This is a genomic window from Shewanella sp. GJ50-10 (assembly GCF_055808815.1).
In genome coordinates, this window is sequence record NZ_JBVVSS010000001.1 from 1,178,923 (window position 1) to 1,192,754 (window position 13,832).

The 13,832-nt window shown below is 39.9% G+C and carries 13 protein-coding genes and 1 other annotated feature; of the genes, 8 read left to right on the forward strand and 5 right to left on the reverse strand.

Annotated elements, in window-relative coordinates:
• Positions 1–23 precede the first annotated feature (23 nt).
• From rplS to AC0L4E_RS04965, 4 genes are all read left to right on the forward strand, one after another.
• Entirely contained in the window at positions 24–377 is a 354-nt protein-coding gene (gene rplS / locus AC0L4E_RS04950) for a 50S ribosomal protein L19 (RefSeq protein WP_055025610.1), read from the forward strand.
• A 222-nt stretch (positions 378–599) separates the two neighbouring features.
• Positions 600–1,673, forward strand: a complete 1,074-nt coding sequence (locus AC0L4E_RS04955) for a 3-deoxy-7-phosphoheptulonate synthase (protein WP_473681528.1) — start codon at positions 600–602, stop codon at positions 1,671–1,673.
• Positions 1,674–1,709: 36 nt separating this feature from the next.
• Positions 1,710–2,849 (forward strand): bifunctional chorismate mutase/prephenate dehydrogenase, encoded by a 1,140-nt coding sequence (gene tyrA, locus AC0L4E_RS04960; protein ID WP_473678255.1) that lies wholly within the window; start codon positions 1,710–1,712, stop codon positions 2,847–2,849.
• Between the two features lie 117 nt (positions 2,850–2,966).
• Positions 2,967–3,299, forward strand: a complete 333-nt coding sequence (locus AC0L4E_RS04965) for a hypothetical protein (protein WP_473678256.1) — start codon at positions 2,967–2,969, stop codon at positions 3,297–3,299.
• Between the two features lie 98 nt (positions 3,300–3,397).
• Here AC0L4E_RS04965 and AC0L4E_RS04970 read toward each other — a convergent pair whose 3' ends face one another.
• A complete protein-coding gene (locus AC0L4E_RS04970; protein ID WP_473678257.1) occupies positions 3,398–5,353 on the reverse strand; it encodes a chorismate mutase in 1,956 nt (651 codons plus the stop codon).
• A gap of 63 nt (positions 5,354–5,416) precedes the next feature.
• Positions 5,417–5,531: a sequence feature (Phe leader region), on the reverse strand.
• 178 nt (positions 5,532–5,709) lie between these two features.
• Complete coding sequence (hpf, locus tag AC0L4E_RS04975; protein WP_220753586.1) at positions 5,710–6,063, reverse strand: ribosome hibernation-promoting factor, HPF/YfiA family; 354 nt, start codon at positions 6,061–6,063, stop codon at positions 5,710–5,712.
• Between the two features lie 639 nt (positions 6,064–6,702).
• Here hpf and AC0L4E_RS04980 point away from each other — a divergent pair.
• Positions 6,703–7,347: a cytochrome b/b6 domain-containing protein gene (locus AC0L4E_RS04980; RefSeq protein WP_473681530.1), complete on the forward strand. Its 645-nt coding sequence runs from the start codon at positions 6,703–6,705 to the stop codon at positions 7,345–7,347.
• A gap of 162 nt (positions 7,348–7,509) precedes the next feature.
• On the opposite strand, the gene AC0L4E_RS04985 is transcribed toward AC0L4E_RS04980, so the two are convergent.
• Positions 7,510–7,959 carry a c-type cytochrome gene (locus tag AC0L4E_RS04985; RefSeq protein WP_473678258.1) on the reverse strand — a complete coding sequence of 150 codons (450 nt, stop codon included), beginning with the start codon at positions 7,957–7,959 and terminating at the stop codon, positions 7,510–7,512.
• Between the two features lie 209 nt (positions 7,960–8,168).
• Between AC0L4E_RS04985 and trpR the strand changes: the two genes are divergently transcribed.
• A complete protein-coding gene (gene trpR, locus AC0L4E_RS04990) occupies positions 8,169–8,447 on the forward strand; it encodes a trp operon repressor (protein WP_153914092.1) in 279 nt (92 codons plus the stop codon).
• Between the two features lie 39 nt (positions 8,448–8,486).
• Here the strand turns inward: trpR and AC0L4E_RS04995 are convergent, their stop codons facing one another.
• Entirely contained in the window at positions 8,487–8,876 is a 390-nt protein-coding gene (locus AC0L4E_RS04995; protein ID WP_473678259.1) for a hypothetical protein, read from the reverse strand.
• A 297-nt stretch (positions 8,877–9,173) separates the two neighbouring features.
• Positions 9,174–9,731: a peptidylprolyl isomerase gene (gene slyD / locus AC0L4E_RS05000; RefSeq protein WP_299568214.1), complete on the reverse strand. Its 558-nt coding sequence runs from the start codon at positions 9,729–9,731 to the stop codon at positions 9,174–9,176.
• Between the two features lie 700 nt (positions 9,732–10,431).
• Between slyD and thrA the strand changes: the two genes are divergently transcribed.
• Positions 10,432–12,900: a bifunctional aspartate kinase/homoserine dehydrogenase I gene (gene thrA, locus AC0L4E_RS05005; RefSeq protein ID WP_473678260.1), complete on the forward strand. Its 2,469-nt coding sequence runs from the start codon at positions 10,432–10,434 to the stop codon at positions 12,898–12,900.
• Positions 12,897–13,829 carry a homoserine kinase gene (gene thrB, locus AC0L4E_RS05010; RefSeq protein WP_473678261.1) on the forward strand — a complete coding sequence of 311 codons (933 nt, stop codon included), beginning with the start codon at positions 12,897–12,899 and terminating at the stop codon, positions 13,827–13,829. Before thrA ends, thrB begins: the two co-directional genes overlap by 4 nt.
• Positions 13,830–13,832 lie beyond the last annotated feature (3 nt).

Here is a 13,832-nt window from a genome sequence, read left to right on the forward strand (position 1 = left end):
TTAATCCTAGAACGGAGTAAGTTATGAACAATATCATTAAAATGCTCAACGATGAGCAAATGAAAACTGACGTACCTGAATTTGGTGCTGGTGATACAGTAGTAGTTCAAGTACGTGTTAAAGAAGGTGAAAAAGAGCGTCTACAGGCGTTTGAAGGTGTGGTAATCGCTAAGCGTAACCGTGGTCTTCACTCTGCATTCACTGTACGTAAAATCTCTAATGGCGAAGGTGTTGAGCGTGGTTTCCAAACTCACAGCCCACTAGTAGCTAGCATCGAAGTTAAGCGTCGCGGCCGTGTTCGTCGTGCTAAGCTTTACTACCTACGTGAGCGTTCAGGTAAATCTGCACGTATCCGTGAAAAGTTGGCAACTAAGTAATAGTTACCCGCTTGAAAAATTAGATGCAGTGTTCGCACAACAACCCGCCTATATGGCGGGTTTTTGTTTATTTGGAGAAAATTGTATTTATGGGTTGCTAAGACTCATTGAAAAAGGCATAGTTAGCTCAAGTTTGTAATGGTGTAGCGTTACGCTAGTATTTGGGCGTAATGTTTTGAAAGTGATATTTAGCGGTAAACCGATAAGAAGTGAGTAATGAGCATGCAACAAGATACGATTAATAACGTCCATATTAGTTCTGAAAAAGTGCTGGTGACCCCAGCTGAGTTAAAAAAAGAGTTACCGTTATCTGATCATGCTTATCAGTATATTCTAGATGCACGCCAAACTGTGGCGGATATTGTTCATAAGCGCGACAATCGCGTGTTAATCGTTACAGGTCCTTGTTCTATTCATGATATCGATGCCGCTAAAGAGTACGCTTTAAAACTTAAAAAGCTCCATGATGAGTTAAGCGGCGAGTTTTATATCTTAATGCGCGTCTACTTCGAAAAACCACGTACCACAGTAGGCTGGAAAGGGCTTATCAATGATCCAGATATGAATGAATCATTTGATGTAGAAAAAGGCTTAAGAATGGCACGTGAGTTGATGATTTGGCTTGCTGAATTAGAGTTGCCTGTTGCCACAGAAGCTCTCGATCCAATTAGCCCACAATACATGTCTGAATTAGTGACTTGGTCAGCCATTGGTGCACGTACAACTGAATCGCAAACTCATCGTGAAATGGCATCGGGTTTATCTATGCCTGTCGGATTCAAGAATGGCACAGACGGCAAACTTGATGTGGCCATTAATGCATTAAAATCTGCAGCGAGTAGCCATAGGTTCATGGGTATAAATCAGCAGGGGCAAGTATCATTACTGCAAACCGCGGGTAATCCAGATGGTCACGTGATTCTTCGTGGTGGTAAAACGCCGAATTATGATGCGGAAAGTGTCGCAACATGTGAAGAGCAGTTACATAATGCTAAGCTCAATGCTCGATTAATCATTGATTGTAGTCATGGTAATTCATCGAAAGACTATACAAGACAGACCATAGTTTGCGAGGATGTATTCCAGCAAATAAATAACGGTAATCGTTCAGTGATTGGTGTCATGTTAGAAAGTCACTTGAATGAAGGTAATCAGTCATCTGATAAGCCTTTACCAGAACTTGCATACGGCGTATCTGTAACTGACTCATGTATTAATTGGGCAACAACAGAGTCATTATTACGACGAAATGCCGATTTATTAAAAAACGTATTACCGAATCGCTTTGCTGATTAACTAATGAGTAAGTCGTGCGATAGATGGATATAAGCTATGAATGAAAAAACCACGTTAGATTTAGAAAACTTGCGCGACTTGATAGATGGCGTTGACCAACAACTACTAAACTTACTCCGTAAGCGTCTCGACCTCGTTGCTCAAGTGGGGACGGTAAAACATGCTGCTGGTGTGCCAATTTATGCACCGCAACGTGAAGCCTCGATGCTTGCAAAGCGCCGTAAAGAAGCCAGTGATATGGATATTTCTCCTCAATTAATTGAGGACATCCTTAGACGATTGATGCGTGAATCTTACCTGAATGAAAAAGATGTAGGCTTTAAACAGGTTAAAACTGACCTTGGCCACATCGTTATTGTGGGTGGTGAAGGTCAGCTAGGTGGTTTATTCAGTCAAATGCTGACGCTTTCAGGATACCAGGTTAAAAGCTTAGATAAAGACGATTGGCATCGAGCTGACGAGTTATTTGACGGTGCTGGTATGGTAATCGTCACTGTACCTATTAATGTCACTTGTGAGGTGATTCGTAGCAAGTTAAACCAATTACCTGAGCAATGTATCTTAGCCGACCTTACTTCAATCAAATCAGAGCCACTGAAGGCGATGCTAGAAGCGCATAATGGACCTGTAGTGGGTTTACACCCAATGTTTGGCCCTGATGTAGGCAGTTTAGCTAAACAAGTTGTAGTTGTGTGTGATGGCCGTGATTCAGATAAGTACCAATGGTTTTTAGAGCAAATCACTATTTGGGGCGCCCGCATTGTTAATGAAGATGCTGAACGTCATGATAAAGCAATGCAACTAGTACAAGCCATGCGACATTTCTCGAGCTTTGTTTATGGGGTAAACCTATGCAAAGAAGAAGCTGATATAGAGAGCTTATTACAATTTAGCTCACCTATTTATCGACTAGAGCTTGCCATGGTTGGTCGATTGTTTGCTCAAGATCCTGAGTTATATGCCGATATTATCTTTGCGCAAGAAGGTAGCCAAGTGGCTATTAGTGATTATCTCGATAACTACCGCGATGCATTGGATTTACTGAAAAGTGGTAATAGAGAAGCATTTGTGGCGCAGTTTAGAGATGTGGCTAAGTGGTTTGGTGACTTTGCACCACAATTCCAACACGAGAGCCGTGCTATGTTGCAGTCTGTGAATGATATGAAGACCAATTAGGCCAATTTTGTAGGTTAACGCCGCAAAAGATTGCGAAATCACAAATCTAGGATTATTGTTATAAGGGAGTTACGTTGAGTAACTCCCTTAATTTTAACGTAATAGGAGTGAAATCTGATGACAGAGACTGAGGTGTATACCGCAGAAGATTTATCACTCGGGCATTTTTTATATGCGTTATTGAGTGCATTTCCGCTATTTTTCTTACCTGTGTTTTTCAGTTTAATTATTAATATTTCACAGACCAATATTGCTTCTAACTCTTTGCTGTCATCTCATTTGCGCTGGCAACGTAACAGTATCACTGGATTAGTGCCGTTATTAATGATTGGCTACTTTTTACCACAGCTGTGGTTAAGCATACCGGTATTCATATTTGCATTAGTCTGGTTTAGTTATCGGGTTTTCAAAGGCTGGTTAGGTTTAAACGACAGTGTCAGTATGTATTAAGTGCGTACTAGTGCTTCTTTATAGGCAAATAGAACTGCAATAAACATAAAAAACCGAACTTAACAGTTCGGTTTTTTGTTTTAGTGAGATATTAAAAATTACTGATGAAGTTGATGCAATAACTCAGCTTGTTGCTCTGAACATGTCAGTTGCTTTTCATTAATAATCAAGCCACTCGAACCAAGTTGCTTGATTGCATTAGCTTGTTGGTTAATGAGCTTATCTTCGACGGCGTAACTTGTATTACCGAGCACTGGTAAATGACTTTCAGATATTACTTCAATGAGTCCTGCAAGATCTAAAGCAAGCTGCTCAGGGTTACTGAAGCTTCTAATTCCTGCTTCCACTAAAATAAGCTGTTGGTTACCTTGGGTCAGTATTTTGTTCGCTGATGATAACCAATCGGCAGTGCTTGCCATGGTATTACGCTCTAACAATACAGGGGTACTTACTGAGCCAGCTAAATTGAGCAATTCATCGTTGTACATCTCTTTGCCCGCGATATAGACCATGTCAGCAACTTTCACGGTTTCATTAAAATGATTAACCGAATCAATTTGCACCGCACTTGTTAGTCCGGCTTGAGCAATCAAATGGCAATAGTCTTTTATTTCCAATGCACTTAAGTTTGCAGATGCAGGGCTAAGCAACAAAACAGCTTGAAAGCCTGACTCTTTGATCTGTTTTATTTTGGTGGCAAATACCTCAGTACCTATCGGCAGTGTTAGTTGTTGCATTGCTGCAAAATCATCGCCGCCTACGTTAAATTGGTTAATCTCAATTAAAGTCTTTTGTTGGCGGTATAGTTTTGAATACTTTGGCGCATCGTCATCTTGTGATGGAGTCGCTACCGTTTCTTTTGAGCTGATTGGCTCAATGAGTAATTGGCTATTGTTCAATTGAGTAGGTTTGACGGTTTCACAAGGATAACAACCTAATACTTTAATAAAGCGTGTCAGGCGTTCTAATTCTTTCAGTGCCTGTTGAAGCTCGTTTGTTGCTAAATTCGCATCAACATCTAGATAAAACATCTCTTCCCAAGGGGTTCCAGGAATAGGGCGAGACTCAAGTTTACTCATATTAATGTTATGCGCTTTGAGTACGAGAAGGGTTTCTACTAGTGCACCAGGTTTTTGCCCTGTGGCCATAATTAAGGTGGTTTTCGCTGGCAATTGTGAAGGAACAGCGACAGCTTTTCTCGCTACAACAATAAAGCGGCTCTGGTTAATCTTTTGATTAGCTAAGCCATTTTCAGCAGCGCTTAACTGGTATAGCGCGCCGCCTTCAGCACTACCGATAGCCGCAACAGTATTATCATTAGCATCGATAACTTTTTGCATTGCTTCAGCACTGCTAGAGCAATATGCCAGTGTCAGGTTAGGGTGTTGTGATAACCAATGGCTGCACTGGCTAATAGGCTGCGGATGAGCAAATACGGTTTTAATGTTATCCAAACTCGCGCCATCTTTGGTTAATAGGCAATGCCCAACCTCGATAGTGGTTTCGCCAACAATAGACAATGATGTGTGTTGCAGTACATCGTAAACTTCATTGATTGAACCTGAAGAGGTATTTTCTATTGGCAGAAAGCCTAAGTCAGCATGGCCAAGCTCAACAGATTTAATGATTTCATCGAAGCTTTGGCAACCTAGGTCAAGCATCTCTACTTGGCGACGCTGACAAAAACGACTGGCAGCTAAATAGGAATAAGAACCGCGAGCACCGAGATAAGCAATAGTCGATTGTTGTTGCTGTATTTCTGGGTTGGCTCTGCCATGTAAATACGCTTGCTGATTTAACACTGAGTCTTCAATAATGCTTTGATATAAAGAAATAACAAAGTGCGCATCTAATCCGTGCTCACGTCCTTGCTCAACCAATCTAGCGAGTAATTCTTTTTCTCTTTGTGTATCGCGAATAGGCCTTACGTCAACTTCTTTGCTGCGAGCAACATCCAAGCTTAAGTTACGACGTTTAGACAATAAAGAAAGCAGTTCTTTATCTAAGGCGGTGATTTGTTTGCGGGTTTGATTTAACTCTGGCGCTTTGTTCATATTTGCCTCAATGACGACTGCTTAGCTGACATACCTGTTTAACAGATAGCATTTAAAAATTAATAATAAAAAGCCCCCCAAGTGGGAGGCTTTATATTTCATTTTCGTTTTTACACAAAAAATCCGCCTCAATATGGGGGCTGCATAAAAAAGAAAATAAAATCGTTATAGGTAAATGTTTTCATCACATTAAAACTAAAGGGATGAAGGGAAAGTGTCAATCAAATTATGCTGAAGATTGCTCATAATCTGTTGTATGGCGTAGGTTATAAGAACGATAAAGACTTAGTAGGCAAATTGGAGGCATTAAAAAGCGCACCCGAGGATGCGCTCTTGGTTAAACGTTAAATAAATCGTCAAGCTGCGGTTTCCTCCTTATAGTCATACTCAAAATCATTATCCGTTTCAGCTGTTGGCGAAACGTGACGTTGAGCTTGGGGCTTATGTGTCAGGCGATTTAGCTGTTTCTCCAGCTTTTTACCCATTGCAGTAATTGCTGCGTAAAGGTTCTCGTTTTTCGCCTGGGCAAATAGTTCTCCACTTGGCAAGCCTACAGAAGACTCGATCTTAAAGTTCTGCTTTTCCTGAGTAATGATAACGTGCGGGTTTATTAGTTGAATATCGTGTCGTGCTAGTTTTTCAAATTGTCCTTCGATGCGTTCAAGAATTAGTGCAGTGACTTCAAGTTGCTTGCTAGTGATTTTCAGCATATTTCGAACCTTCTGTTGTTTGCTTAAATTCAGATTACCAAGCTTGCAGACAAAAATCGTGATCTAAATCACATTTTTATGGGTGTTTTAGTCTGTTTGATTCATATTTGATCGCTTAGACAAAATGGACAAAAAAGTCTCCAAAAATCCTTGTAATCTCTTTTTTTAGGCTCATATTGGAATGGATAACAAGGCATGTGGTTTATAAACTTCTGTTAATCATGCTTGAAATTTGCACACCGGATTAAGCTCCCAATACATTTTAACCTTCCTGTATGCCCCTCTTTACTAGTGTCTGAATAATCTTATATCGAAAAATTTAACGCTCGTGGCTTGATGCAAACCCGCTTACACATCTCACATAGATTTAAACTCATAATTTGCTTGATCTTGATCTAAAACTTTTCGATTATATCGCCGTGAAATAACTTTTTTACGAAACTTTGCTGTAAAAGACATAGCTTGTTAAAAACTGCGAAATTACCGCACATAACTTACCTTTCTTTACGTTTCTAGCCTATCAGAGGAAGTTTAGTGCCTTTATAATCGATCAGAGTAAACACTATCGATTTTTTACACATTAATAGTATTTACGGTGAATAATATGAGTATAGAACAAAAAAAATTAAGGTATGGGATATACCCACTCGTTTATTTCATTGGCTCACTGTTGGCTTGTTGGTATCACTTTGGTGGACAGCTGATAGTGGAGAAATGGAGTGGCATCAAATATGCGCTTATAGTCTGATGGTGTTAGTGATTTCGAGACTTTTATGGGGAATTGTTGGTAGTGAGACTTCTCGCTTTACTGATTTCATAGCTGGTCCCAAAAAAGTACTGAATTATCTAACAGGAAAGCACCCATCAACTGTAGTCGGTCATAATCCATTAGGCGGTTACATGGTGCTATTTATGCTGACCGTGTTGAGCTTACAATTGCTTAGTGGCTTATTCTCTAGTGATGATATTTTTACTGAAGGACCATTGTATTCAATGGTTTCATCAGAGCTTGGAGCTTGGTTTACTTGGCTTCATAAAGTTAACTTTAATGTCATCCTAGGCTGCATTATTTTGCATGTTTCGGTCATTTTGCTTTATGCAATAAAGGGGAATAACTTGGTGACGGCGATGATTTCAGGAAATAAAAAGTTAACTGATGAAGAATACAAAATGCTAGCTAAAGAGCCAAAAATGACTTCGTCACTGATAGCAATGATGATCGTTGCTTTAATTGGTTTGGTTATTGGTTATTGGTTAATAGCGCCTATCGTAGCGTACCTTTAATGATAAATACCGTACCTTCAGTTATTAACAGTCCTGTTTTTGCTTAGCGGTTAGTCAATTAACTAGAACAGCGTTATCAAGGTGTAAAAAAGCCCACTTTAAAGTGGGCTTTTTATTGGGTGATACATCATCTATCGAATCACCAAAAGCTTGGGACAATGATTAGTCTTTTTTGTACATATCATGGCAACCTTTACAACTCTTGCCTGTATTTCCAAAAGCTTGTTTAATTTGCTTTTTATCACCAGTTTGCGCCGCAATATTTAATTTAGCTGCATTTTCTTGGAACGTAGTCATTTTTTCGTCAAAGTCAGCTTTATTGCTCCATATTTTTGCAAGAGCTTCAGTGTCACCTTTGTCAGAACCGTCAATAAAGCCTTCATGTGGGATCTTAGAAAGAGCAGCAAGGTTTGCAGCACGTGTTTGGAATACGTTTAAATCAAAATCCTTTTTGCCTTTTAGCATCGCACCCATATCAGCAAACTGGTAGCGGATCAGACTGAAACCAGATTTACGATAGTCAATGGCATCATTTGCATCTTCAAAGTTATGTGCATTAACAGTAGGGATAAGTAATGCGCTTACAGCAATTGCAAAAATTTTGTTTTTCATAAGTTTTCTCTTATTTTCTAATTATATGGCAGGTGGTTTAAGTCACATTTTACACATAAATTTGAACTGAGTGCGAGACTTGTTTGTGTCTATTTGTAAGTAAAATGACGAAAACAGCTAATGTCGAAATAAATTACAAATTTACTTTTTGCTAGATAAGAATTATTGGTACACTTTGTACTGTTGAGGCATTACTAAAAGAGAGTGTTATGCGAGCTGATTGGGATTCTGTTGTCGAGAAAGTATTGAGTTACCCGAACTCTGATGAGTTAGGCATTTTATTTCAACTATTACTGACAGAAGAAGAACGCAGTGCTGTGGCTGGTCGGTTGAAGGTTTTTCAATTGCTATTAGAAGGTGATTTGAGTCAGCGCCAAATTTCTGCTGATTATCAAGTTAGCATAGCGACGATTACTCGTTGCTCAAATTACTTAAAGAACATGCAACCTGAGCAAAAACAAAAAATCCAGCAATTACTACTGGATTAATTATTAGCCCCGTTAAATTAGACGATGAGTTTAAATTTGTTAGTTAAACTTGGCTTTTATTTGTACTGTCGGGATCTTATGGTGACGATAGCTTATCCTACGCAATAAAATGTACGAACCATAGGTAAATAGACAAATTGATATGACGACACCAGAATCTTCTGGTAAAAAGCGTAAAATCAATCCTGCTGCCATAATGTAGATAAAAGGCAGGTACCCATATATTGAGTCTGGAAGAATCCCATCAATACGTTTTCGTTTACGGTCAGTTCTGCGATTTTTAGAGCGTTGGTTCCAGATATGGGCCCCATAAAAAAACACCAATAATGAAGCTAATATGGCGTATGGCTCTTTCAGCAGTGCAACACTTCCTGCTCCCACAATCATGTATGTGAGGGGCAAAATTTCATAAATTGGTTTAATTAACATAAGCACTCCGTCGCTTGTGATTAATCATGAGTAGGTATTTTAAGGTTAAGTCTATAACCTCAGCAATTCCCTATCGTTACTAAACGCTTTACTCGTTCAGTATGTTTCTAAATTTAATTATAGCCAGTTTATTCACATTTAGCTTGGTAAATGCTATTCAACTAATATGAATAATAACGCAAAAAAAATACGTTACCCAATATATTGGCTAACGTATTTTTGAATTCAAACTTTAGGTTTAGTACTGTATAGCTAAGTCATTGAATTAAGCATAATGAGCTTAGTTATTCAGGCCAATTAATGACAGCCACAGCCGCCATTGCCATCACAACCTGGTTTTTCAGTATCACATTGCTCATGTTCGTGAGCATGATCGTGTCCACAACCTCCAGCAGCGTGAATATGGCCGTGAGCGATTTCTTCAGCTGTCGCTTCGCGCACATCCATTACTTCAACACTGAAGTTTAATGCTTGACCAGCTAATGGATGGTTGCCATCAACGACGACAACAGTATCTTTCACTTCAGTTACTTGAACTGGACGTTGGCCCATCTCGGTTTCAGCGATAAAGCGCATACCCGGAACGATATCTTCAACATCACCAAATGCTTCTAAAGGTACTTCTTGCTTAAGTCCTTCATGGTATTCACCGTATGCTTGCTCAGTAGGTATGTTGGCATCAAACTTATCACCAATGACTTTGCCTTCAAGTTCACTTTCTAAGCCTGGAATTAGGCCCTCAGTACCATGAAGGTATGCCATTGGCTCTGCTTCAAATGAGCTTTCAATAAGTTGGCCATCTTGGTCTGTTAAACGGTAGTGAATAGTCACTGCTGAATGTTTTGTGATTTTCATAACGACTCCAATTCATAATGTGGCCGCATGATAATACTTTTTATAGTAGGGGGAATGATCAGTATCAGCTTTTGCTTATTCAATCACATGTTTTGTAAATTCAGTTAGATGAATCAATTTCATCTTGGATAATATAGCTTATATTGATAAAACAGCTTGTTTATTAAGGTTAGATGTATTTATAAGACCTAAGCCCGACATTTTATAGTTAGTGGTTTATATTTAAGCTTGTGGTTATTTAGGTTTATGTTTTATATGGGATTTAATTAACTCGGCTTTTTAGCATTACGTTAACGTAAACATCCATAATAGCCTTTTTGTTGGATATATATTGTATAAAATATGATGTTTACTTGCTCTGATGGCTATTTTATATTGATGTGGAATATGTGCTTTTAAATAAAGCTATAGTTAAGGGTTGACAACAGACACGTAAAAAAGCAATTCTATTATTAATTCAAAACAAACACATAAAAATTAGTCGAGTGTCATGATGAAAATCCAGTTCCACGTTGTAGCTACCATTATTACAACCACCACAATTAATATTGTGGGGGCGGGCTGAGTACACCCTAAAGAATTTTTACAACAAGCCCGCTTCCCACAAAGAAGCGGGCTTTTTGTTTTCAGGCTTTAAATTAATGTTTTTAGATTTAGATTTATATTTTAACTTAGCGCTAGCGAGTCAAGGGAGTAGAAAATGAAAGTAATGAAATTTGGTGGGACCTCGTTAGCCAACTGGCAACGTTTCTTAATGGCTGCGGACATTATCGAGCAATCAGCAAAATCTGAATCGATTGCCACAGTATTATCTGCCCCAGCAACAGTGACCAACGGCTTACTTGAACTTGTTGATTTGGCCCAGCGTGGTGAGGACTATTCTGCAGTAATAAACCATATTGAAACGGTATTTAATGGCTTGTTTGAACAAGCGGCTGAGCAATTAATATCTGCTCAACAGAAAAGTTTATTAGAGGCAAAGCTTGCCGCACAGCTTGTTGATTGGAATGATAAACTTACTGGTATTAAGTTACTTAATGAATGTCCTGATCATGTACAGGCACAAGTTGTCGTGTCTGGTGAGCGCTTATCTGCTGCGTTAATGGAGCAAGTGATGTTAGCTAAATCATTAACTGCTGCCCAGTTTGATCCAACTCAGTTATTTCTAGCCCATGGTAAAGCGTTAGAGTCTATCGTTGATATCAGTGTCAGTAAGCCTAGATTTACAGCGCTTGCATTAGATGAAGCGCGAGTGTGGATCATGCCAGGTTTTACTGCGGCTAATGAGCAAGGTAAAACGGTGACGTTAGGACGTAATGGTTCTGATTATTCAGCGGCTGTATTGGCGGCTTGTTTAGATGCATCGAGCTGTGAAATTTGGACAGATGTAGATGGTGTTTATAATACCGACCCTCGAGTTGTGACAGATGCAAAACTGTTAGAACAACTCAGCTATCAAGAAGCGATGGAGCTGTCTTACTTTGGCGCTAAAGTGCTGCACCCTAAAACAATTGCACCTATCGCGCAGTACCATATTCCTTGTTATATCAAAAACAGCTTTAACCCTTCAGCGCCAGGTACTTTAGTATCCAATGAAGTCGATAAAACAGGCCTGCAAGTCAAAGCAATTTCTAACCTTGATAATCAAACCATGTTTAATATTTCAGGCCCTGGCATGAAAGGCATGGTTGGCATGGCAAGTCGCACGCTGGAAGCTATTTCAAGAAGCGGAATTTCGGTCTCGTTAATTACTCAAAGTTCATCTGAATACAGTATTAGCTTCTGCGTTAATACTGACGAAGCAGAAAAAGCTAAGCAAGCACTTGAACTTGAATTTGAATTAGAGATCCAATCCGAACTACTAGAACCAATTGAGTTAAGACAAGACTTAGCTATTGTGTCGTTAATTGGCGATGGCATGAAAACTCATAAAGGCGCAGCTGCGAAGTTCTTCAGCGCTTTAGCTAAAGCGAGTGTCAATATTGTTGCGATTGCACAAGGTTCATCGGAGCGTTCTATTTCAACAGTTATTCAGCAGCGTAAAACCAAACACGCTATTAGTGCCTGCCATCAAGCGTTCTTCGATGTTCAGCAATATCTAGATGTGTTTCTAGTGGGTGCAGGTAATGTTGGTGCAGGGCTGTTAGAGCAAATTAAACAACAATCAGCAATGTTAAAAGAGCAACATATCACCATGAGAGTATGCGGCGTTGCCAATTCACGCAAAATGCTACTGAATAGTGATGGAGTTGATTTGTCTAATTGGCAGTCATTGCTTGCTGATTGTGATACGCAATATGATTTAGCTGAGTTATTCGCGTGGGGTAAAGAGCAACAGTTGTTGAACCCTGTATTGGTTGACTGTACTTCAAGTGAACTGGTTTCTGACCGATATGTTGATGCGATGAACTCAGGCTTTCACGTTGTTACGCCTAATAAGAAAGCTAATACCCGTGATTATCAATATTATCAACAGCTTCGCACCACTGCGCTTTTACAACGTCGTCAGTTTTTATATGAAACAACCGTAGGTGCAGGTCTTCCGGTTATTGATAACTTAAAAAAGTTACTTTATGCAGGTGATAAGCTGCAACGTTTCAATGGTATTTTATCGGGTTCACTGTCTTATATCTTTGGGATGTTAGATGAAGGCATGAGCTTATCTGCTGCAACATCAATAGCTCGCGAGAAATGCTTTACAGAACCGGATCCTCGAGAAGATTTAAGTGGAATGGACGTTGCGCGTAAAGTGCTGATTTTAGCGCGTGAAGTTGGCATGGAGTTAGAGCTTGAAGACATTAACGTTGAGTCAGTTTTACCTAGCTCATTTGATGACTCTGGTGACATTGACACCTTTATGGCTAATTTATCAAAACTTGATGCTGAAGTGAGCGCTCGAGTCGAAGCCGCCAAAGCTGAGGGTAAAGTACTTCGTTATGTAGGACAAATTGAGTCTGGTAAGTGTTATGTGCGGATTGCTGAAGTTGATGCAAGTGACCCTTTATACAGTGTTAAAGGTGGCGAAAATGCATTAGCGTTTTACAGTCGTTACTATCAACCAATTCCATTTGTATTAAGAGGCTACGGCGCGGGTACTGATGTAACTGCAGCTGGCGCATTTGCTGATGTATTAAGAACACTTAATTGGACTCGTGAGGTAGGGCTATGAGCATAACGGTATATGCACCAGCCTCAATGGGAAATGTCGGTGTAGGTTACGATTTACTTGGCGCAGCGTTAGCGCCAATTGATGGTAGCTTATTAGGTGATAGAGTGATGATTGAAGCAGCCGATAGCGGCGTTCATTATTCTCAAACAGGTCCATGGGCTCATAAATTACCTGAAGATGGTAAGCAAAATATTGTGTACCAATGTGCTGAATTTTTCCTAGAAAAGCTTAATAGCACTCAAGGTGTAGCTATTGGTTTAGAGAAAAACTTACCTGTTGGTAGCGGCTTAGGTTCGAGTGCAAGCTCGGTAGTCGCCGCGCTTTACGCGCTCAACGAACATTTTGAACAACCATTTGATGAACAAGCTTTATTACTTCTAATGGGCGAGTTCGAGGGAATGATTTCTGGTAGTGTGCATTTTGATAATGTCGCGCCATGTTACTTAGGCGGTATGCAGTTAATGCTAAATACCCCTAAGCAAGTGTGCGCAACCATTCCAAGTTTCAAGCAATGGTATTGGGTTGTGGCTTACCCGGGCATTTCATTGTCGACTGCGAAAATGCGTGAGCTGTTACCGAGTCAATATGACAAGTCGGTGGCGATTGATTTCGCCCGCCATTTAAGTGCATTTGTGCATGCTAGTTATCAACAAGATGCTGAGCTTGCGATATCGGTACTAAAAGATGTGATGGCCGAGCCATATCGCGCTGACGCAATTCCTGGTTACACAGAAGCCCGCAGCGAACTTGAAAAGCTTGGCATGTTAACCACGGGGATTTCAGGTAGCGGTCCGACATTATTTTCGGTCACAGATTCTCTTGAAACAGCTCAAGCTGCTCAATCATGGTTAGAGCAACACTATTTATCTCAGGCTGGTGGTTTTGCCCATGTCTGTAAGCTGGATGAGTCTGGTACTCGTCGGGTTTAATAC